The sequence below is a fragment of the Mesorhizobium sp. WSM4821 genome (assembly GCF_055901555.1).
This window is the reverse complement of sequence record NZ_CM148371.1, coordinates 2,226,068-2,245,580: the sequence shown is the minus strand read 5'-3', so window position 1 is coordinate 2,245,580 and position 19,513 is coordinate 2,226,068. Positions and strand designations below refer to the sequence as shown.

General features: G+C 63.2%; 22 protein-coding genes. 15 read left to right on the top strand and 7 right to left on the bottom strand.

All coding sequences use genetic code 11. The features are described from left to right. The first annotated feature begins 7 nt into the window (after positions 1-7). The 3 genes from AC0NID_RS10815 (at position 8) to AC0NID_RS10805 (ending at position 2,572) form a co-directional block, all read left to right on the top strand. Complete coding sequence (locus tag AC0NID_RS10815; RefSeq protein WP_473455366.1) at positions 8-1,456, top strand: amidase; 1,449 nt, start codon at positions 8-10, stop codon at positions 1,454-1,456. A 108-nt stretch (positions 1,457-1,564) separates the two neighbouring features. Continuing rightward, positions 1,565-2,179, top strand: a complete 615-nt coding sequence (locus tag AC0NID_RS10810) for a LysE family translocator (RefSeq protein WP_473455368.1) — start codon at positions 1,565-1,567, stop codon at positions 2,177-2,179. Positions 2,180-2,422: 243 nt separating this feature from the next. Next, positions 2,423-2,572: a hypothetical protein gene (locus AC0NID_RS10805; RefSeq protein ID WP_473455369.1), complete on the top strand. Its 150-nt coding sequence runs from the start codon at positions 2,423-2,425 to the stop codon at positions 2,570-2,572. Positions 2,573-2,721: 149 nt separating this feature from the next. Here the strand turns inward: AC0NID_RS10805 and AC0NID_RS10800 are convergent, their stop codons facing one another. Further along, complete coding sequence (locus AC0NID_RS10800; RefSeq protein ID WP_473455370.1) at positions 2,722-3,663, bottom strand: nucleoside hydrolase; 942 nt, start codon at positions 3,661-3,663, stop codon at positions 2,722-2,724. Positions 3,664-3,805: 142 nt separating this feature from the next. On the opposite strand from AC0NID_RS10800, the gene AC0NID_RS10795 reads away from it, so the two are divergent. Together AC0NID_RS10795 and AC0NID_RS10790 are read left to right on the top strand one after the other, a co-directional pair. Beyond that, positions 3,806-4,231, top strand: a complete 426-nt coding sequence (locus AC0NID_RS10795) for an Hsp20 family protein (RefSeq protein ID WP_145718386.1) — start codon at positions 3,806-3,808, stop codon at positions 4,229-4,231. 64 nt (positions 4,232-4,295) lie between these two features. Next, complete coding sequence (locus AC0NID_RS10790) at positions 4,296-4,553, top strand: BQ00720 family protein (RefSeq protein ID WP_258122204.1); 258 nt, start codon at positions 4,296-4,298, stop codon at positions 4,551-4,553. Between the two features lie 76 nt (positions 4,554-4,629). Here AC0NID_RS10790 and ptsN read toward each other — a convergent pair whose 3' ends face one another. The 6 genes from ptsN to lptC form a co-directional block, all read right to left on the bottom strand. Beyond that, positions 4,630-5,094: a PTS IIA-like nitrogen regulatory protein PtsN gene (gene ptsN / locus AC0NID_RS10785; protein ID WP_095488401.1), complete on the bottom strand. Its 465-nt coding sequence runs from the start codon at positions 5,092-5,094 to the stop codon at positions 4,630-4,632. Between the two features lie 83 nt (positions 5,095-5,177). Next, the gene (gene hpf, locus AC0NID_RS10780) at positions 5,178-5,762 is read right to left on the bottom strand and encodes a ribosome hibernation-promoting factor, HPF/YfiA family (RefSeq protein WP_145718383.1); all 585 of its coding nucleotides are present in this window, start codon (positions 5,760-5,762) and stop codon (positions 5,178-5,180) included. Between the two features lie 266 nt (positions 5,763-6,028). Beyond that, on the bottom strand, positions 6,029-7,555 hold the full coding sequence (gene rpoN / locus AC0NID_RS10775) for an RNA polymerase factor sigma-54 (protein WP_473455371.1): 1,527 nt from the start codon (positions 7,553-7,555) through the stop codon (positions 6,029-6,031). A 198-nt stretch (positions 7,556-7,753) separates the two neighbouring features. Next, complete coding sequence (gene lptB / locus AC0NID_RS10770; RefSeq protein ID WP_473455372.1) at positions 7,754-8,572, bottom strand: LPS export ABC transporter ATP-binding protein; 819 nt, start codon at positions 8,570-8,572, stop codon at positions 7,754-7,756. Then, positions 8,572-9,159 carry an LptA/OstA family protein gene (locus tag AC0NID_RS10765; protein ID WP_473455373.1) on the bottom strand — a complete coding sequence of 196 codons (588 nt, stop codon included), beginning with the start codon at positions 9,157-9,159 and terminating at the stop codon, positions 8,572-8,574. The genes lptB and AC0NID_RS10765 overlap by 1 nt, the downstream gene beginning before the upstream one ends. Then, the gene (gene lptC, locus AC0NID_RS10760; RefSeq protein ID WP_473455374.1) at positions 9,146-9,859 is read right to left on the bottom strand and encodes an LPS export ABC transporter periplasmic protein LptC; all 714 of its coding nucleotides are present in this window, start codon (positions 9,857-9,859) and stop codon (positions 9,146-9,148) included. The genes AC0NID_RS10765 and lptC overlap by 14 nt, the downstream gene beginning before the upstream one ends. A 319-nt stretch (positions 9,860-10,178) precedes the next feature. Here lptC and sppA point away from each other — a divergent pair, with 319 nt between their 5' ends. From sppA to AC0NID_RS10710, 10 genes are all read left to right on the top strand, one after another. Next, entirely contained in the window at positions 10,179-11,132 is a 954-nt protein-coding gene (sppA, locus tag AC0NID_RS10755) for a signal peptide peptidase SppA (RefSeq protein ID WP_473455375.1), read from the top strand. Between the two features lie 70 nt (positions 11,133-11,202). Then, entirely contained in the window at positions 11,203-11,487 is a 285-nt protein-coding gene (locus tag AC0NID_RS10750; protein ID WP_006200394.1) for an integration host factor subunit beta, read from the top strand. Positions 11,488-11,562: 75 nt separating this feature from the next. Then, positions 11,563-11,895 (top strand): DUF1049 domain-containing protein, encoded by a 333-nt coding sequence (locus AC0NID_RS10745; RefSeq protein WP_292161739.1) that lies wholly within the window; start codon positions 11,563-11,565, stop codon positions 11,893-11,895. A gap of 36 nt (positions 11,896-11,931) precedes the next feature. Beyond that, positions 11,932-12,903: a bifunctional Delta(1)-pyrroline-2-carboxylate/Delta(1)-piperideine-2-carboxylate reductase gene (gene lhpI, locus AC0NID_RS10740; protein ID WP_473455376.1), complete on the top strand. Its 972-nt coding sequence runs from the start codon at positions 11,932-11,934 to the stop codon at positions 12,901-12,903. A 111-nt stretch (positions 12,904-13,014) separates the two neighbouring features. Beyond that, positions 13,015-13,479, top strand: a complete 465-nt coding sequence (locus AC0NID_RS10735) for a DUF1772 domain-containing protein (protein ID WP_473455377.1) — start codon at positions 13,015-13,017, stop codon at positions 13,477-13,479. 93 nt (positions 13,480-13,572) lie between these two features. Continuing rightward, positions 13,573-14,655, top strand: coding sequence for an RsmD family RNA methyltransferase (locus AC0NID_RS10730; protein WP_473455378.1), 1,083 nt, complete (start codon positions 13,573-13,575; stop codon positions 14,653-14,655). Next, positions 14,656-15,513, top strand: a complete 858-nt coding sequence (locus tag AC0NID_RS10725) for a TrmH family RNA methyltransferase (protein ID WP_473455379.1) — start codon at positions 14,656-14,658, stop codon at positions 15,511-15,513. Positions 15,514-15,521: 8 nt separating this feature from the next. Next, a complete protein-coding gene (gene lspA / locus AC0NID_RS10720; protein WP_473455519.1) occupies positions 15,522-16,022 on the top strand; it encodes a signal peptidase II in 501 nt (166 codons plus the stop codon). A 52-nt stretch (positions 16,023-16,074) separates the two neighbouring features. Further along, positions 16,075-17,064: an acrylyl-CoA reductase (NADPH) gene (acuI, locus tag AC0NID_RS10715; RefSeq protein WP_473455380.1), complete on the top strand. Its 990-nt coding sequence runs from the start codon at positions 16,075-16,077 to the stop codon at positions 17,062-17,064. Positions 17,065-17,173: 109 nt separating this feature from the next. Then, on the top strand, positions 17,174-19,462 hold the full coding sequence (locus AC0NID_RS10710) for a hybrid sensor histidine kinase/response regulator (protein WP_473455381.1): 2,289 nt from the start codon (positions 17,174-17,176) through the stop codon (positions 19,460-19,462). Positions 19,463-19,513: the final 51 nt, after the last annotated feature.

The following is a 19,513-nucleotide window of genomic DNA, read 5'->3' as shown; positions in this document are numbered from 1 at the left end:
GAGAGCCATGCGCCCTGCCACGAAACACGCCGTGCCGCCCGCCGGCGATATCTGCCGCCGGTCCGCCGTGGAGCTTGCCGACGCGATCCGGCGCCGGCAGCTTTCCGTGCGCGAGGTGGTGACGGCATTCCTCGACCGGATCGAGGCGGTTAACCCGCTGGTCAACGCCATCGTCTCGCTGCGAGACCGTGCCGATATCCTGGACGAAGCCGACAAGGCGGACTCGCAGCTGGCGCATGCAGGACATGCCGGATCTCTGTTCGGCCTGCCGATCGCCATCAAGGATCTTGCGCAGACCAAGGGCCTCAGAACCAGCTTCGGCTCACCGATCTTCGCCGATTTCGTGCCGCAGGAGGATGATTTCTTCGTCGAACGCATCCGCAAGGCCGGAGCCATCATCATCGGCAAGACCAACGTTCCCGAATTCGGGCTTGGCTCCAACACCTACAACACCGTGTTCGGCCCGACGCTCAACGCGTTCGACCCGGCCTTGACCGCCGGCGGTTCGAGCGGCGGCGCGGCGGTCGCGCTGGCGCTCGACCTGCTTCCCATGGCCGACGGCAGCGATTTTGGCGGCTCGCTGCGCAACCCGGCCGCCTACAACAATGTCTATGGCTTCCGTCCGTCCCAGGGACTTGTCCCCGCCGGCCCCGACCTCGACGTCTTTCACGCGCAGATGGGCGTCGAAGGGCCAATGGGTCGCAGCGTGCGCGACATGGCGCTGCTGCTCGATGAGCAGGCCGGCTACGACCCTCGCGCGCCGCTCTCCCATCACAAGCAAGGCTCGTTCCTCCAAGGGCTGGAAACGCCGGCGGCCGGCGGCCGCATCGCCTGGTTCGGCGATCTTGGCGGCCATCTGCCGGTTGAAACAGGTGTCCTTGATCTTTGCGAGGCCGCTCTCGGCCGGCTTGCGGACGCATCCTTTCAGACCGAATCACTGGTGCCGGCTTTCGACTTCGAAGCGCTGTGGCAGGACTTTGTGACGCTGCGCCAGGCAAGCAGCGGCTGCGCGCTCAAGGCACATTACGACGATCCCCTGAAACGCAGTCTTCTAAAGCCGGAGGCCGTGTGGGAGGTGGAACATGCGCTGCGCCTCACCGCGCCGCAGATTCACGCCGCCACGGTGAGGCGCTCAGCCTGGCATCGAACGCTGCTGTCGCTCTTCGACCGTTTCGATCTCGTCGCGTTGCCGACCACTCAGGTCTTTCCCTTCGATGTCGTCACCCACTGGCCAAGGGAAGTGGCAGGCCGGGCCATGGACAGCTACCACCGCTGGATGCAGGTTTCAGCGTTCGCCACGCTGGCTGGCTGCCCGGCGGTCAACGTCCCGGCAGGCTTCGATGCCACAGGCAGGCCGACGGGCATGCAATTGATCGGGCGGCCGCGCGGTGACATGGCCGTGCTGAAGGCGGCGGCGGCCTATGAGACGACGCTGCCGTGGCAGGCCGGAGCCTAATCCAGATCAAGGCTGCCAGCGACATAGGCTGCCGGCTTGCACCGGCGTTGCTGTCATGCATTGATCACCGTCGGCCGCATCGCAAGCCGCATACTGTCGAGGAAAACCATGTCGCTGGAACTCTACGCTACCTATGTCGTTGCCTGCATCGTCATTATCCTGGTGCCTGGACCGACGGTCACGCTGATCATCGCCAACAGCATCCGCCATGGCTCCCGCGCCGGCCTCGCCAACGTCGCCGGCACCCAGGCCGGGCTGGCGATCATGATCGCCATCGTCGGCATCGGATTGACCTCGCTGATCGCGGGCATGGGCCACTGGTTCGAATGGGTCAGGCTGATCGGCGCCGCCTATCTGATCTGGATGGGCGTGCAGATGTTCCGCTCCAAGGGAAAGCTGAACGCCGACGGATCGGCGAAAACACCGCGCGGCGGCTTTTTCCTGCAGGGCCTGCTGGTAGCGGTCAGCAATCCCAAGACGCTGGTGTTCTTCGGCGCCTTCTTTCCGCAGTTCATCGCCCCTGAAGGCAACTACGCGCTGCAGATCGGCGTCATGGGTCTCACCGCCATGATCTTCGCCGCCGTGTCGGATTCGACCTACGCGCTGGCCGCTGGCCGCGCCGGACGCCTGCTGTCGGCCGGCCGCGTCAAGCTCCTGTCGCGGATCAGCGGCAGCTTTCTGGTCGGCGGCGGCCTGTGGCTGGCGTTTTCAAAGGCGAAGTGACGGCTGCCGAGAGCCAAGACGCGAACAGCAATATCTGGCAGGATAAGGCCGATTGAAAGTCGGCCTTCTCCTCACCACATGAATCGACGGTTGGGGATTCACGCCGGTGCCATGGACTTTTGCCGATGTGAAAAGGCACGCGATCGGCGTGATCCTGATCGTTGCTCTTTTTGCGGCGATGTTGGCCCTCGATCCGTTCAAGTGGACGAATAACCGATCCGGTCGGTCGACACCATCGACGCAATGGTCAGAAGTGTCGGCATCTATCTGGTCTCTATCGAGAACGGTCCCGTTCTCATCAGGGACGAGCGCCCGCATCTGATCGGCGCGCGTACAACCATAGAGCGCGTCACGCGCGACAACGGTTCGATCTTTTACCGGTTTCCAGAATGAGCGGCCGACGCCTCGTCCCTCGCCCCGTTACGGGGAGAGGGTGGTCGCGCAGCGCGCCGGGTGAGGGCGGCTCCCGGGTTGCAAGCGGATGCCCTGCTCTCGTCCCCCTGCCGGGATCTTCTCCCCGTGAACGGGGTAGAAGGGAGCTTTCATAGCCGTCCCAGCCGTTCCAGCAGCAGCGCGAAAAACGCATCATGGTCGATGTCGCGCATCACCATGGCGTTCTTCGGCCGCTTGGTCACGCCCCACCAGTCGATCACGGTCATGCCCATGGTAAGCTCTGAGGCGGTTTCCACGGTGACGTTGCAGTTGCGACCGCTGAACAGCTCCGGCTTCAACAGATAGGCGATGACGCAGGGGTCGTGCAGCGGTCCGCCGTCGGTGCCGTATTTCTCCTCGTCGAAGCGCTCGAAGAATTCCAGCATCTCCGCCGTGGCCGTGCCGACCCTGGTGCCGAGCTTGCGGAAGGCTTGGGTGCGCTTGGCCGTGGTCAGCGCCTTGTGGGTGACGTCGAGCGGCATCATGACGATCGGGATGCCGGATTTGAACACGACATTGGCGGCATGCGGGTCGACATAGATGTTGAATTCAGCGGTCGGGGTGACATTGCCGCCTTCGAAGAAGCCACCGCCCATCAGTACGATTTCCTTGATGCGCGGCGCGATCTTCGGCTCGCGGATCAGCGCCAGCGCGATGTTGGTGAGCGGCCCGAGCGCGCAGAGCGTGATCGCGCCGCTCTCTTCCTTCATCAGCGTCTCGACGATGAAATCGACCGCGTACTGATCCTGCAGCTTCATTGTCGGTTCGGGCAATTGCGGCCCGTTTAGGCCGGTCTCGCCATGCACTTCCTCGGCGGTGACCAGTTCGCGAGCCAGCGGCCGGATGGCGCCGGAATAGACCTTGATATCGGGCCTGCCGGCCAGTTCGCAGATCTTGCGTGCGTTCTTTTCGGTGAGCTTCAGCGGCACGTTGCCGGCAACTGCGGTCATGCCGACGATCTCCAACTCGGCGCTGCCGAGCGCCAGCAATATGGCGACGGCATCATCCTGACCGGGATCCGTGTCGATGATGATCTTGCGGGATTGGGGCATTTCAATTCCTTGTTTGGGAGTCTTTTTGGGCGGGGCTTTCGATGGCTTGAACTTGACCGCGAGGCGGACCATATCAAGGCCATCGGGAAAAATGCCATCCGGGTTTTTCCACTTTATGTCGCTCTTGAGAGGACAGTGTAACATGAGCCGAATGACGCCTTTTTCCAGCCCGCTTCTCCTGGGCTTCGATGCCATGGAAAAGACCTTGGAGCGTCTGGCGAAGTCGGGTGACAGCTACCCTCCCTACAACATCGAGCGCCTCAGCGGTGCCGACGGCAAGACCGAAAGGTTGCGAATCACGCTCGCTGTCGCCGGTTTCGCGGAAAACGATCTCGATGTGACCACGGAGGAGAATCAGTTGGTCGTGCGCGGCCGTCAGAACGACGACACCGAGCGCGAATTTCTTCATCGCGGTATCGCCGCACGCCAGTTCCAGCGCTGTTTCGTGCTGGCCGACGGCATGCGGGTGATCGCGGCGGAGCTGAAGAACGGCCTTTTGTCGATCGATCTCGATCGGCCCGAGTCCGAACGGCTGGTACGGAAAATAAACATATCGGTGAAAGACTGATTTTTGCCGATGGCTCTCATGCGAGGCGGCCTTGAGCGGCGTCCTCGCGCCAAGGAGGCTTGAAATGACCAGAACTGACGAAAATCTCATCATGACCAGTGGCGAATTCGCCCATCTCGGCGAAGGCTCGGTCGCCTATCTCAGGAAAGTGTCGAGCGACGATCTGCGTGGCCGTTTCCCGGGCCTTGGCGAAATCGCGCCCGGCCTGGAACTGTGGGCGCTGTTTGCCGCCAATGGCCAGCCGATCCTGCTTTCTGACGCACGTGACCGGGCGCTGGCAGGCGCCCTGGAAAACGATCTTACGCCTGTCGCCATCCACTAATTGCCGGCGCATCGATCTGGTTGGAAACGGACAGGGCCGCCCACGGCGGCACTTCGATGGATCCAATCAAGAAAGCTCAAGCCGCGTGTGAGGCCTGCGTGTCCGATAGAAGCGCGTGGATTGCGGCGGCGTCGCGGGTGCCCCTGATCTTGGCCACCGTGTCGGCGTCGCGCAGCACCCGCGCAATGCGCGACAGCGCCTTGAGGTGGTCGGCGCCGGCGCCTTCGGGCGCCAAAAGCAGGAACACCAGATCGACCGGCTGGTCGTCCAGCGCCTCGAAATCGACCGGCGTCTCCAGCCGGGCGAAAACCCCGGCGATCCGCTTGACTCCGGCCAGCTTGCCGTGCGGGATGGCGATGCCGTTGCCGACACCGGTCGAGCCCAGCCGCTCGCGCTGCAGGATGGTGTCGAACACCTCCCGTTCCGGAATGCCGGAAATCGCCGCCGCCCTTTCGGACAGCATTTGCAGCAGTTGCTTCTTGGAGTTCGCTTTCAACGCCGGCAAAATCGCCGGAACGTTGATAAGATCGCTCAGATCCATACTTGAAATCCCTTGTTCGCCTGCCGTCGCCAGCCCCCGCTCTCGCGTGCGGCTGGTTTCTTGTCCCAGTCCGGCTTTGGCCGTCATCCCTGCGCGACTTTGGTCGTAGACGGGTCAATCCAGCCGATATTTCCATCCGGCCGGCGATAGACGATGTTGAGGTGCTCGTTCCCGGCGTTGCGGAAGACGAGGACGGGGCTGTCCTTGGCATCGAGTTCGATCACGGCTGACGCCACTGACATGGTCCGCAGCGTCATGGTTGATTCGGCGACGATGGCCGGCGCGAAATTCTCCGGTATGTCCTCATCATCGTCGGCAAGCGGCGCCATCACCGTATAGGCGACGTCGGTGGGTTCGCCGTTGGCATTGCCTGAATTATGCGACTTCAGCCGACGCTTGTAGCGCCGAAGGCGGGTTTCGAGGCGATCCGCCGCGGCCTCGAAAGCGAGCGTCGGGTCCTGGGCCTCACCGGTTGCCTGCAACGAAGCGCCGGAATCCAGCCGGATCATGCAATCGGCCGTGTAGCGCGACCCCGATTTGACGACTACGATTTGCCCCGAAAAGCCCCGATCGAAATATTTCCCGATCACTTCCCCGACACGCTCGTTGATGCGCGTACGGAACGCATCGCCGATGTCCATGTGTTTTCCCGATATGCGCAGTGTCATCTGAAAACTGACCTTCCTTGCTCAGGCTTCAAACTGTCCCGAGTTTATACCCGTGGTCTGTGCGCACAAGCTTTGCGGCGTCACTTGCGCCGATTTTAAATCCGAACTTTCCGGTTGATCACAAGCCGCCTTTTTGACCGTCCCGTGGCCAACGTCGTGGCGGACCATCCGCATGCGGGCAGCAGCCCGTCTCATGCGGGCGGGCTTCTAGCCACTTCGTTACGGCTTGTCAATGAAGCGATGAGGCTGTCGAAATTCCGCGGAGATCAGCGCCCGGCGCTGGCCAAGGCGCGTTTTTCACGCCGCCGCTGCACTGACGAGGGAATATTCATGCTCTCCCGGTACTTGGCGACAGTGCGCCTGGCGATATCGACGCCGTTTTCCCGCAACATGTCCACAATCGCGTCGTCGGAAAGCACGTCGACGGGCTTCTCCTCGTCGATCAACTGCTTGATGCGATCGCGCACGGCTTCCGACGAATGCGCGTCGCCGCCGCCCGACGAAGCGATCGAGGCGGTGAAGAAATAGCGCAGCTCGAACACGCCGCGTGGCGTCAGCATGTATTTGTTCGCGGTGACCCGGCTGACGGTCGATTCGTGCATGCCAATGGCGTCGGCCACCATGCGCAGGTTGAGCGGCTTCAGGTGGCGCACGCCATGGACGAGGAAAGCATCCTGCTGGCGCACGATTTCCGAGGCGACCTTGAGGATGGTCTTCGCCCGCTGGTCGAGGCTGCGCGTCAGCCAGTTGGCGTTCTGCAGGCATTCCGCCAGGAAGTCCTTTTCCGCCTGGTTCTTCGCATGCGGTGACACCTGGGCGAAATAGATATGATCGACCAGAACGCGCGGCAGCGTTTCGGCGTTGAGTTCGACCACCCAGCTCCCGTCATTGGCCGCCCGCACTTCGACATCGGCGATGATGGCGTCGCTGGCACCGCCCGAAAACGCCATCCCCGGGCGCGGATCGAGCGCGCGTATCTCGGCCAGCATGTCGAGCAAATCCTCCTCGTCGACCCCACAAATCCGTTTCAGGGTCTGGAAGTCGCGCCGCGCCAGGAGTTCGAGATTGGCGATCAAGGCCTTCATTGCCGGATCGAGGCGGTCGCGGACGGCAAGCTGTAGCGACAGACATTCGGCGAGGTCGCGGGCAAAGATGCCGGCGGGCTCGAAGGCCTGGCAGATCGCGAGCGCATTCATCACCGCCGCTCTGTCGGTGCCGAGACGGGCGGCGATTTCCGCCATGTCGGCGCGCATATAGCCGGCCTCGTCGAGGCCATCGGCAAGTTCGCCGGCGATCAGGCGTGCCGCCGGGTCGGTGAAGGCAAGCGCGACCTGTTCGCCGACATGCTCGCGCAGCGTGATGGCGGCCGCCGCCATGTCTCCGACGTCGAAGCCGTCGGACGAGGACATGGAACCGCCGCCGGATGCCGATTTCCACTGGGCCGTCAGGTCGGGACCGAGCCGCTCGCTCGTGCCGGGATCGTCGGGGAACAGATTTTCCAGCGAAGCATCGAGCTTTTCGGAGATCGCCTCGGCGCTCCACGCCGTTTCCGTCTCGAACCAGTCGCCGCCGGTCGCCGTTTCCGGCGGGGCGTCGATCTTCTGGGCCTGGTCGCTGGCAGCATCGTCCTGCGGCTCGGCGCGTTCGAGCAGAGGATTGCGCTCGATCTCGTCGTCGATGAAGCGTTCCAGCTCGACATGGGTGAACTGCAGCAGGCGGATCGACTGCATCAGCTGAGGTGTCATCACCAGCGACTGAGACTGCCGTAGCTGTAGTTTTGCCGCCAATGCCATGGTTCGGTTTCAAACGCCCCGTCTACGCATCCAGACTGCCGGAAAGTTTTCCTCGGTCGGGCATAAGAACTGGCCCGGCTTTTGCTTGTCAAGGCGACGGCGATCAAAACTCGCCTGTCGGTGCGTTATTCGGACGAAAAATCGCAGGAAAGGACCTGTTGCACGCCAAAAATCGCTCTGGAACAGGAATTCTCAACCTCAGAGTGTAAAGCCCTCACCGAGATAAAGCCGCCGCACATCCGGGTTTGCGACAATTTCATCGGCCCGGCCATGGGTCAGCACCTGGCCCGCATGGATGATGTAGGCGCGGTCGATCAGTCCGAGCGTTTCACGGACGTTGTGATCGGTGATGAGCACGCCGATGCCCCGCGCCGTCAGGTGGCGCACAAGTTGCTGGATGTCGGCGACGGCGATCGGGTCGATGCCGGCGAAAGGCTCGTCGAGCAGCATGTATGCGGGGCGGGTCGCCAGTGCGCGTGCGATTTCGAGGCGCCGCCGTTCGCCGCCGGAAAGCGACAGCGACGGGGCCTTGCGCAGATGGCTGATGTGGAACTCCTCGAGCAGTTCGTCGAGATTGCGCTCGCGCTCCTTGCGGCTCTTTTCGACCACTTCGAGCACGGCACGGATGTTTTGCTCGACGCTCAGACCGCGAAAGATCGACGCTTCCTGCGGAAGGTAGCCGATGCCGAGGCGGGCGCGGCGGTACATCGGCATCGAGGTGACGTCGAAACCATCGATCTCGATTGTGCCTTCGTCGACCGGCACAAGGCCGGTGACCATGTAGAAGCAGGTCGTCTTGCCGGCGCCGTTGGGACCGAGCAGCCCGACCGCCTCGCCGGCGCGCACGCCGATCGTCACGCCGCTGACGACTTTGCGGCCCTTGTAGCTCTTGGTCAGGCCCTTCGCGATTAGGGTTCCCTTGAACTTTGCCGTATCGGCGGTGACCGTGGCCGGTGCCGCAAGTTTGCTGGCGGCGCGTCCCGGAAGAAGCGCCATCAGCGATGCTACGTCGACCATCAGCGCTTCGCCGGCGGTTCGATCGACATTATGACGCGCTCACCCTTGCAGGGATCGACCTGCGCCAGGCCGCTCTTCATCTGCACGGTGAGCTTGCAACCGACCAGCACATTGTCGCCTTGCGAGAGCACGACCTTGCTGCCTGAAAGCACCAGCACTTCCGTCTTCATGTCGAAGCTGCCGCGGTCGCCGGTGGCGACCTGATCGTCCGATTTTATATAGACCTTGTTGTCGACCTCCAGACGGTCGATGTCAGCTGAGCCGGTCATCGCGGCACCTGCGGCCTCCGTGCCCTTGCCGGCGGCACCGGCATCCTTGACGTAGTAGACCGTCATCTTGCCGGACTTGAGCACGGTCGGCCCCTGGACGACGCTTACATTGCCTGTGAATACGGCGACGCTGTCCGCCTGGCGGACCTCGAGCTTGTCGCTTTCGATCTGGATGGGCTTGTCGCGGGACAGTTTGAGGCCGGACAATTGGCTGGTGGTGTTGGACTGTGCCAGGGACGGCTCTATCCCCAGAAACAGCCCCAGGCCCAACAAGGCCGAAGCCGCGGCTAAGAGCTGTATCGAACTACTGAGCCGCATGGGATTCTCCGCTCTTTGCCTCTGCCGCTTTCAAGCTGACGGGGTCGATGTTGACGCGCACTCTGTCCTCGAAAACCACGATCTTGCCGTTGTCCTGGACCGACATCGAATCTGCGGTGATCCGCGACCCGCCGCGGCTGACGTCGACCGGGTCATCCGTCTTCATAGAGCCTTTGGCTATGTCGAGAAAGGCCGATTTGAACTTTGCTTCCAGGCCATCGGTGGTGGTTATGGTGACATCGCTGGTCAGGCTCATCGTGTTGCCGTCGCGATTGTAGATGCCGTGCGAGGCATTGACCGCCACCACATTGTCGGCCGAGATCGGGAGCTTGGCGTCGATGCCCTCCAGATCGATGATGCCTTGGTTGCTCACGTCCTGTATGGCGCGCAAGGCTGTCATGGAATAGGGAAGTTTCTGCTTGGTGAACCCGTTGAGCTTGGGGTTGGCCATCACCAGCTTGCCATTGGCGAAGGCGCTGCCATCGGCTTGGACCTGGACCGAGACAGGCGCCGCGAGATACGAATAGACCGGGAAAGCGACCGCGATCACGGCAGCGACCAGCGGCACCGCCAGCTTCAAGACACGGACGCGGCGTGAATGGCGCTGGGCAATGCCGAAGGCGTTTGCCCGCGCCGGGCCTACGGCCGGGGGTGCCAACTCCGTCTCGGTGTTGGTCGGTTCGATCGGTCGCGCTAACATGACTGCTTTCTTTTAAACCCCTGCCGCCAAGCACCCTATAGGTGGGATGCCGACGCCCTCAAGCAAGCACAAGCGGAGGAAAACCGCAAAAATGTGACGATTGCTGTTGTACAAACGAAAATGAAACCGGCACAACTTTTACTTCATACCAGATACGGGCGGACAGCGTTAGGGCCTGTGGATTGGCCTTGACGTCTCCCGAAAATGCCGGCCCGCGACCGTGAAGACGTCGTCTCTGGCGCAAGCGCGTCAGGAATCGGTAGCCGGGCGCGGATGGTTGCTTTAAAAGCATCTCTCCCACCGACTATGAGGCTGGACCATGGCATTGAGAGCCGACGACCTGATCGACCGCCGCCGCTTGCGCCGCAAGCTGACATTTTGGCGCGTTTCAGCGCTTGTTGTCGCAGCGGCCGGGTTGGTTGCCCTTTCGACCTGGATTTACGGTGACGACTTCACTGGCACGGCGGTCGACCATATCGCCAAGGTCAAGATCGAGGGCACCATCACCGAAGACGACGAACTGATCAAACGGCTGGAAGCCATCCGTCAATCCTCGAGGGTGAAAGCTGTGATCCTGTCGATCGATTCACCGGGCGGCACCACCGTCGGGGGTGAATCAATCTACGAGGAAGTGCGTAAGCTGGCTGCCGACAAGCCAGTGGTGGCCGAGGTCGGGACATTGGCCGCATCGGCGGGCTATATGATCGCCACCGCGGCCGATCATATCGTTGCGCGCAAGTCCTCGATCGTCGGCTCGATAGGCGTGCTGATCCAGTATCCGGACGTCAGCGGCCTCATGGATAAGCTCGGCATCAAGCTCGAGGAAGTGAAATCCTCGCCGTTGAAAGCCGCGCCGTCGCCCTTCAAGCCGGCCAATGACAACGAACGCGCCATGGTCCGCAAGCTCATCCTCGACAGTTACGACTGGTTCGTCGGCATCGTAGCCGAACGCCGCAACATGACCAAGCCGGAGGCACTGGCGCTGGCCGATGGGTCGATCTTCACCGGCAGGCAGGCTGTCGCCAATAAATTGATCGACGCGGTCGGCGGCGAAACCGAAGCGATCGGCTGGCTCGCAACCAAGGGCGTCGACGCCAAGCTCGAGGTGGTGGAGTGGAAGGATACGGAAGGCGGCAGCTTCCTGTTCTCGAAGGCGATGGCCCGAACCATCGGCAGTGCGCTCGGCCTGCCCGACTATGGCGGCGACATCATTCACGAACTTGGTGCCGACCGCTTGTTTCTTGACGGTCTCGTTTCCGTCTGGCACCCTTGAGACGAGTGAAAAAAGCAAATAAAATCATCCTCATAATTTTGACGGTAGTGTTTTCACGGGGAGCCTTCTCATGATCAAATCCGAGCTTGTGCAGATCATCGCCACACGCAACCCGCACCTCTTCCTGCGCGACGTTGAGAACATAGTCGGCGCGATTTTCGACGAGATCACCGACGCGCTTGCCGAAGGCAACCGGGTCGAGCTGCGCGGTTTCGGCGCTTTCTCGGTGAAAAACCGCCCCGCCCGCACCGGCCGCAATCCGCGCACCGGCGAATCCGTCGAGGTCGAGGAGAAATGGGTGCCGTTTTTCAAGACCGGCAAGGAATTGCGTGAAAGGCTGAACGGCGGCAAATAAGCGCCGCGCGGGCACATGCCGGCCTTTTCAGTAGGGGCTGGCCTTCGGCAGAGCCCGCTTTCGACAGGAAATTCCATGTTCAATCGTTTCTTGCTCATCGTGGTTTTCGTGCCGCTGGCCGTCATCCTGATTGCGCTGGCCGTCGCCAACCGCGATCCGGTTGCCTTCACCCTGGACCCGTTCAACCCCGGCAACCCGGTGCTGACAATGACGCTGCCGCTTTTCATCTTCCTGTTCCTGGCTCTCGCCATCGGCATGGTCGTCGGCAGCCTGGCGACATGGGTCAAGCAGGGCCGTTACCGCAAACTGGCGCGCCAGCGCGGCGTCGAGGCTGAGAACCTGCGCCAGGCGGTCAGCCGCGCTCCGGTCGCGCCTCAAGGCCCGGCGCTGCCGAAGCCGACGAACTGAACTGCCGGGCTGCCGGTTCTCTCTGCGGAGCTTCTCATGCTGACCATTTCGGCCGCCGAGGTCGATCGTGCGCTGACCTTTCCCGGATTGGTCGAGACACTGCGCGCGGCTTTTCGCGATGGAGCGGTACAACCGGTCAGGCATCACCATACGGTCGAACGCCCCGACGGCGCGGCCTCGACTCTGCTCTTGATGCCGGCCTGGACCGACTTCAATGCGGCCGGCACGTCGGCCGGCGGCCATATCGGCGTCAAGATCGTCACGGTGTCGCCCGACAACAACGCCGTGGGCAAACCCGCGGTGATGGGGCTTTACCTCTTGCTCGACGGCGCCACCGGCGAGCCCGAAGCCATGATCGACGGCCAGCGGCTGACGCAGTGGCGCACGGCCTGCGCCTCGGCGCTGGCCGGTTCCTATCTGGCCCGCGAGGACGCTTCGCGGCTGCTGGTGGTCGGCGCCGGCTCGCTGTCGCCGTTCCTGGCCAAGGCGCATTCGGCGGTGCGGCCGATCAAAACCATCCGCATCTGGAACCGCACGCCGGCCAATGCCGAAAAAGTTGCGGCGCAATTGCGCGCCGAAGGTTTCGCGGCGGAAGCCGCCAGCGATCTCGACGCCGAACTTAGCCAGGCCGATATCGTCTCCTCAGCGACCATCACCACCACTCCGCTGATCAAGGGCGCGCTCTTGCGGCCGGGAAGCCATGTCGATCTGGTCGGCGGCTTTACGCCTGATATGCGCGAAAGCGACGACGATGCGATTGCGCGCGCCCGCGTCTATGTCGACACCCGCGCCGGCGCCACCAAGGAAGCGGGCGACATCGTCCAGCCGCTGGCCTCGGGCGTGCTGAAGTCGCAAGCCATCGTCGCCGACCTGCACGAACTGGCGCGCAGCCAGAAGAAGGGCCGGCAAAGCTCCGATGAGATCACGCTGTTCAAATCGGTCGGCGCGGCCCTGGAGGATCTCGCCGCCGGCATTGCCGTCTACAAGGCGCTCAAGGTAAGGCAGTAGGACATTGGGAACCGTATCAATCGTTCCCTATTCACCTACTCCCCTACTCCCCTACCCTACTGCCTCGACGGGAACCCCTTTGCCGCCGCCTCGTTGTCTGGAGATTTTCTGTTGTTCTGGTCGATCCTGACCGCCACGGTCGCAGCGCTCAGCCTTGGCCCATCCTTCGCTCATGTCCTGGAATCGCTGCCTCGGTTGACGAAATGGTCGCCTTTTCTGTGGCGCGAAACCACCGTCTTCAACGGCCAGTTCTTGTTATTTTTGGTCATTGGCGCGCCGCTGGACCTGGCAGCGATTGGTTGTCCGGGGCTTCTCGCACGGATGTTGCGTGACGATCGCCCGGCATTCTGGTTCGTTTTGGCCGCGGCTGTGCTTTATGCGGGGTCGCTTGCAGCGTGGTCTGTGCTCGTCAAACCGGCCAATGATGTCCTGTCCACCTGGGTGCCTGGACCGATCCCGGAAAACTTCGAAGCGATCCGGCTGCGCTGGGAAACCGGCCATATGGTCGTGGCTGGCATCAAGGCCGCAGGTTTCATATCGCTGATTGTCGGCTTGCTTTCAATCAGGCATGGCTGACCTTTCCGGATGTCGTCCGGCAACCGCCTTTGTTGCACCGCTGGATGTGCTGTGGCAGAAGCGGGCCAAGCCGCCGTCCGGAGATGCTCCGTCTTGAAACCTTTTCGCGACAAACGCCGCGATAGCCGCTCGCAGTTCGCGAAAAGCGGGGCGGAACAGCCGCGGCCGCGGGAGGGTTACGCAGCCGCCAGGCCGGATGCAAAGCCGGGCAAGCGTCATGAAACGAGGGACCGTTCCGAACCAAAGGCCGCGCCGCGTGCGCTTTCCCGCCGCGACGGCGCCCTTCCAGCCGAACGTCTTCCGGTAATCCTCGAAGTTGCGCCCAACGCCGACTACGCGCTTCTCGACAGCGGCGCCGGGCAAAAGCTCGAACAGTATGGCCCCTATCGCATCGTCCGGCCCGAGGGCCAGGCAATCTGGCAAAAAGCGTTGCCGGCCAAGGACTGGGACCGTGCCGACGCCATTTTCACCGGCGATACCGACGAGGAAGGCATCGGCCGCTGGCGCTTCCCCAGGACGCCGCTCGGCGAGACCTGGCCGATGAAGCATGACGGCATCGACTATCTCGGCCGCTTCACCTCGTTTCGCCATGTCGGCGTCTTTCCCGAACAGGCCTCGCACTGGGATCATATGGCCGGGCTGATCGCGGCGGCGAAGCGGCCGGTCAAGGTGCTGAATCTGTTCGGCTATACCGGCCTCGCTTCCCTGGTGGCGGCGCGCGCCGGCGCCGAGGTCACCCACGTCGACGCATCCAAGAAGGCGATCGGTTGGGCCAGGGAGAACCAGGAGATGGCAGGCCTGTCGCAAAAGCCGATCCGCTGGATCGTCGACGACGCCATGAAATTCGCCGAGCGCGAGGAACGCCGCGGCAGCCGCTACGACATCGTCCTGTTCGATCCGCCCGCCTATGGCCGTGGCCCCAAGGGTGAGGTCTGGCAGTTGTTCGAGGATCTGCCTGATCTGACCGACCTCTGCCGCTCGATCCTGACGCCGAAGCCGCTTGCCGTGGTGTTGACGGCCTATTCGATCCGCGCCTCCTTCTTTGCCATCCATGCCTTGATGCGCGACACGTTCACGGGCATGGGCGGCACGGTCGAGTCCGGCGAACTGATCATCCGCGAGAAATCCGCCGGCCGGGCGCTGTCCACGTCGCTGTTCTCGCGCTGGGTGGCCTGAATGAGCGATCGGCACGCAGGCGCGCCCGGGCAGGTGAAAGAGGTCACCAGCCTCGCCAACCCGCTGGTCAAGGACATCAAGGCGCTGGCGCTCAAGAAATTCCGCGACCAGCAGAACGCCTTCATGGCCGAGGGGTTGAAGCTGGTCATCGACGCGCTCGATCTTGGGTGGTCGATCAGGACGCTGGTCTTCGCCAAGGCCGGACGCGGCAATGCGGCGGTCGAAAAGGTCGCGGCGCGCACGGTTGCCGCCGGCGGCACCGTGCTCGAAGTTTCGGAAAAGGTGCTCGTCGCCATCACCCGCCGCGACAACCCGCAAATGGTGGTCGGTATCTTTTCGCAGAAGTTTCTGCCGCTGCAGGACATCCGTGCCCGGGAAGGCGATGTCTGGGTGGCGCTCGATCGTGTGCGCGACCCCGGCAATCTCGGCACCGTCATCCGCACCGTCGATGCGGTTGGCGCCAAGGGCGTCATCCTGGTCGGCGAGACCACCGATCCTTTTTCCGTCGAGACCGTGCGCGCCACGATGGGCTCGATCTTCGCCGTGCCGGTCGCCAGGGCGACGCCGGACGTCTTCCTCGCATGGCGAAAGAGCTTTCCCGGCCTCGTCGCCGGCACGCATCTGAAAGGTGCGGTCGACTACCGGTCGGTCGATTTCTCCAAAGGCCCGGTTCTGCTGATGATGGGCAACGAACAGCAGGGCTTGCCTGACAGCCTGGCCGAAAGCTGCGACAGGCTGCTGCGGATTCCGCAGGCCGGCCGCGCCGATTCGCTCAATCTCGCGGTGGCCACCGGCATCGTGCTGTTCGAGATCCGGCGCGGTGCGCTGAAACTTGCCCCGGAGGACGCCAAACCGTGACATCCCAGATGGTGAAATCCCGAACGGCAAAATCATGGTTGCCTTACGCCCTGCTGGTCGCTGCGGCGATAGCGCTCGACCAGTGGGTGAAACACCTGGTCGAGACCGGCCTCCCCTTTCAGGAAAAGGTCGATCTCGTGCCGTTCCTGGCACTGTATCGTACCTACAACACCGGCATTGCCTTCTCGATGTTTTCGTCGTTCGGCGACACCGGCCTGGTGATCATTGCCGCTTTCGTCGTCGTTTTCGTGCTCTATCTCGCGGCCCGCACGCCGCCCGGCCACGTCCTTACCCGCGTCGGCTTTGCGCTGATCGTCGGCGGCGCGCTCGGCAACCTGCTCGACCGCGCCACCTATGGCCACGTGATCGACTACATCCTGTTCCATACTCCGGTATGGTCCTTCGCCATCTTCAACCTCGCCGACGCCTTCATCGCGGTCGGCGCGGTGCTGGTCGTCTTCGATGAACTCATCGGTTGGCGGCGTGAGGCCAAGCCCTCAAACGATTGACCTGATCTTCCATCGCCATAAAGTGCTCATTCGAAAAGCCCGAGGAGAAAACATGCCCGAAACCTTCAAAGCCATCCTCGTTTCGCGCGACGCCGAGAGGAAGCAGTCGGTTGCGGTGATCGACCTCACTGAAGACGATCTGATGGAAGGCGATGTCACCGTCGCCGTCGAGGCGACGACGGTGAACTACAAGGATGGCCTTGCCATATCAGGCAAGGCGCCGGTGATCCGCCGCTGGCCGCTGGTGCCGGGCATCGATTTCGCCGGCACGGTCGTCTCGTCCTCCCATGCCGACTGGCACAAGGGGGACAAGGTGATTCTGAACGGCTGGGGTGTCGGCGAGACGCATTTTGGCGCCTATGCCGAGCGTGCCCGCGTCAAGGGCGACTGGCTGGTGCCACTGCCCCAGGGCATGAGCCCGCATGATGCCATGGCGATCGGCACCGCCGGCTACACCGCCATGCTTTGCGTCATCGCGCTGGAACGGCATGGCATTATGCCCGATCGCGGCCCGGTGGTGGTGACGGGGGCTGCCGGCGGCGTCGGCTCGGTCGCGGTCTCGATCCTGTCCAGCCTCGGCTACCATGTCATCGCCTCGACCGGCCGCAGCGCCGAAAGCCCCTATCTGATCGACCTGGGCGCCGCGGAAGTGATTGCGCGTGACGAGCTCGCCCAGCCGGCAAAGCCGCTCGCCAAGGAACGCTGGGCCGGCGGCGTCGACGCGGTCGGCAGCCATACGCTGGCCAATGTCCTTTCGATGACGTCCTATGGCGGCGCCGTCGCCGCCTGCGGCCTGGCCGGCGGCATGGATCTGCCGGCGAGCGTCGCCCCCTTCATCCTGCGCGGCGTTTCGCTGCTCGGCATCGATTCGGTGATGGCGCCCAAGGCGGTCCGCATGGAAGCGTGGCGCCGCATCGGCACGGACCTTGACCTCCACAAGCTTGCCAGCCTGTCCACGACCATCGGTTTCGATGGCATCATCGATGCCGCGCACGACATCGTCGACGGCAAGATCCGCGGTCGCGTAGTGGTGGATATGTGAGCTCCGTCGTCTGCCGTTTTTGCATGAAACAAAGCCAAAACCGCGCGACCGCTAAAATTCGAACGATCAGCCGCAATTTTCCATAATCTCTGTCTGGCAAGGATTTCGTATGGTCACGGAATCCGGCATCAGAGAAACGGAGAACGCCGAAAGCGTCGACGGGATCGGCCCGGAGCCGCCAAGGCGGCAAGTTGTCGCCGTGCCGCCGCTGGCGCCGGAATTGCCCGGCGCCAATCGCGAAGGCCTGCCGTTCCTGACGCTCGTCGCGGTGGTCGTACTGGCAGGCCTGTCGCACCTGAGCGGAGCGCCGATCTTCATCACCGTTGGCCTCTTGGCGACCGGCATGGCCGGTCTTGCCATGCACCTGCGCGCCAAGCGCACCGAGCGTCGCACAGCCGCTCTGCTCGACGAGACCGCGGCTCGCAGCCGCGCCCAGATCGAGACACTGGCCGACCGCATGTGGGAAATGCAGGAGAGCGAGGAACGCTTTCGCGGGCTGATCGACGCGCTCGGCGATCTCGTCGTCCATCGCGGCCGGGACGGCCACATCGTCTACGCCAACAAGGTTTTCGCCGATCTTGTCGAAACCGAACAGCGCCACCTTGCCGGCAGGACCCTGGCCGAACTCGGCATCGACGTCGGCATCGTTCCCGATGCCGCTTTTTCCGACCACGAATGCCTGAGCTCCACCGACGTCGCCATTGGCACACCGAGCGGCCCGCGCTGGTTCTCATGGATCGAACTGTCCGTGCGCGACAAGGAGAGCGGGGCTGTCTCGCATCGCGCCATCGCCCGCGACATTACCGCCCGCAAGCGCGCCGAATCGTCACTGATCACCGCCCGCGAGCGAGCCGAATATGCAAGCCAGGCCAAATCGCGCTTCCTCGCCACCGTCAGCCACGAGATCCGCACTCCGATGAATGGCATCATGGGCATGGCCAAGCTGCTGGCCGATACCAATCTCTCGCCTGAACAACGGACCTATGTCGGCGCCGTCTCGACCTCGGCCAGTGCGCTGCTGGCGCTGATAGAGGATCTGCTCGACTATTCCAAGATCGAGGCCGGCCGCTTCGATCCCGAACCGCAGCCGATGTCCGTGCGTGAGATCGCCGACAACGTCATCGAACTCCTGGCGGCGCGCGCCTTCGCCAAGACTATCGGCCTTGGCTGCCATGTCGACCCCGACGTGCCGCAGATGATCACCGCCGATCCGGGAAAGGTCAGGCAGGTGTTGCTCAATCTCATCGGCAACGCCATCAAGTTCACCGACAGCGGCGGCGTATTGGTGAGCATCGCCCGCGCCCGCACCGAAGCCACCGACCACATATGCTTCACGGTCACCGACACCGGTCCCGGCCTGAACGAGATCGACTTGGAGCGCATTTTCGAGGAATTCGAACAGGCTGACGGCACGTCGACCCGTGCGCATGGTGGCGCCGGTCTCGGCCTTGCCATCTCCAAGCGCCTGGCGATTGCCATGGGCGGTACGATTTCGGTGTCGAGCCGGCTCGGCGAGGGTTCCGAATTTAACTTCGAAATCCCCGCAATATCGGCCATCGAAGCGCCGCAGAACCGCCAGAGCGCGCTGTCGGGCCGGCGCGCGGTGATCGTGTCGAAGAACGCCATCGAGGCGGATGCCATTGCTCGCACCATCCGCGCCAATGGCGGTATGGTCGATCTGGCCGCGACCGCCGCCCAGGCAGCCCCCTTCGCCGAAGGCTGCGACGTGCTTCTGGTCGACGCTGCCATGGAGGCCGGCGACGGCAGGTTGCTCAAGCGCCTTCGTCAGAGCGGCTTTGCCGATTGCGAGGCGATCACGCTGATCGCGCCGACCGACCGCGGCATGCTGGGCGAGTTCCGCGCCAGCGGCTATGCCACTTTCCTGGCAAGGCCGGTGCGCGGCGAGACGTTGCTGCGCGTGCTTTTGACCAGCAGCCTGCCCGCCCTCGCCCAGCCGCAGCCGGAAAAGCCCGGCGCGCCATTCGTCCGCGCCATTGGCAGCCGCCAGCAGGGCCTGTCCGTTCTGATTGCAGAGGACAACGACATCAACGCCATGCTTGCCCGCGCCGCCCTGCTGAAGGCCGGGCATCGGGTGAAGGTGGTCGGCAACGGCAAGGCCGCCGTCGAGGCCGTCACCGGATCCGGCCACAAGCATCGCTTCGACGTGGTGCTGATGGACCTGCACATGCCGGTGATGGACGGTCTGGACGCCATCGCCGCCATCCGCCGGCACGAAGAGGAAACCGCCATACCGCCGGTTCCGATCATGGTGCTGTCGGCGGACAGCCAGGAAAAGACCCGCCACGCCGTGCTCGCCCATGGCGCCAGCGGCTTCGTCACCAAGCCGCTCGACCCTGACGCGCTTGTCCATGCGGTCGAAGGCCAGCTGGCGGCTTGAGCCGCGAGTCGCGCCCCTTTCCTCACATAGCATAGCCGGTTGAAGGCATTG

Excerpts from the sequence above, each read along its gene's own strand:
- AC0NID_RS10815 (WP_473455366.1), top strand. The coding sequence starts at position 8 with ATGCGCCCTGCCACGAAACACGCCGTGCCGCCCGCCGGCGATATCTGC.
- AC0NID_RS10810 (WP_473455368.1), top strand. The coding sequence starts at position 1,565 with ATGTCGCTGGAACTCTACGCTACCTATGTCGTTGCCTGCATCGTCATT.
- AC0NID_RS10805 (WP_473455369.1), top strand. The coding sequence starts at position 2,423 with ATGGTCAGAAGTGTCGGCATCTATCTGGTCTCTATCGAGAACGGTCCC.
- AC0NID_RS10800 (WP_473455370.1), bottom strand. The coding sequence starts at position 3,663 with ATGCCCCAATCCCGCAAGATCATCATCGACACGGATCCCGGTCAGGAT.
- AC0NID_RS10795 (WP_145718386.1), top strand. The coding sequence starts at position 3,806 with ATGAGCCGAATGACGCCTTTTTCCAGCCCGCTTCTCCTGGGCTTCGAT.
- AC0NID_RS10790 (WP_258122204.1), top strand. The coding sequence starts at position 4,296 with ATGACCAGAACTGACGAAAATCTCATCATGACCAGTGGCGAATTCGCC.
- ptsN (WP_095488401.1), bottom strand. The coding sequence starts at position 5,094 with ATGGATCTGAGCGATCTTATCAACGTTCCGGCGATTTTGCCGGCGTTG.
- hpf (WP_145718383.1), bottom strand. The coding sequence starts at position 5,762 with ATGACACTGCGCATATCGGGAAAACACATGGACATCGGCGATGCGTTC.
- rpoN (WP_473455371.1), bottom strand. The coding sequence starts at position 7,555 with ATGGCATTGGCGGCAAAACTACAGCTACGGCAGTCTCAGTCGCTGGTG.
- lptB (WP_473455372.1), bottom strand. The coding sequence starts at position 8,572 with ATGGTCGACGTAGCATCGCTGATGGCGCTTCTTCCGGGACGCGCCGCC.
- AC0NID_RS10765 (WP_473455373.1), bottom strand. The coding sequence starts at position 9,159 with ATGCGGCTCAGTAGTTCGATACAGCTCTTAGCCGCGGCTTCGGCCTTG.
- lptC (WP_473455374.1), bottom strand. The coding sequence starts at position 9,859 with ATGTTAGCGCGACCGATCGAACCGACCAACACCGAGACGGAGTTGGCA.
- sppA (WP_473455375.1), top strand. The coding sequence starts at position 10,179 with ATGGCATTGAGAGCCGACGACCTGATCGACCGCCGCCGCTTGCGCCGC.
- AC0NID_RS10750 (WP_006200394.1), top strand. The coding sequence starts at position 11,203 with ATGATCAAATCCGAGCTTGTGCAGATCATCGCCACACGCAACCCGCAC.
- AC0NID_RS10745 (WP_292161739.1), top strand. The coding sequence starts at position 11,563 with ATGTTCAATCGTTTCTTGCTCATCGTGGTTTTCGTGCCGCTGGCCGTC.
- lhpI (WP_473455376.1), top strand. The coding sequence starts at position 11,932 with ATGCTGACCATTTCGGCCGCCGAGGTCGATCGTGCGCTGACCTTTCCC.
- AC0NID_RS10725 (WP_473455379.1), top strand. The coding sequence starts at position 14,656 with ATGAGCGATCGGCACGCAGGCGCGCCCGGGCAGGTGAAAGAGGTCACC.
- lspA (WP_473455519.1), top strand. The coding sequence starts at position 15,522 with ATGGTGAAATCCCGAACGGCAAAATCATGGTTGCCTTACGCCCTGCTG.
- acuI (WP_473455380.1), top strand. The coding sequence starts at position 16,075 with ATGCCCGAAACCTTCAAAGCCATCCTCGTTTCGCGCGACGCCGAGAGG.
- AC0NID_RS10710 (WP_473455381.1), top strand. The coding sequence starts at position 17,174 with ATGGTCACGGAATCCGGCATCAGAGAAACGGAGAACGCCGAAAGCGTC.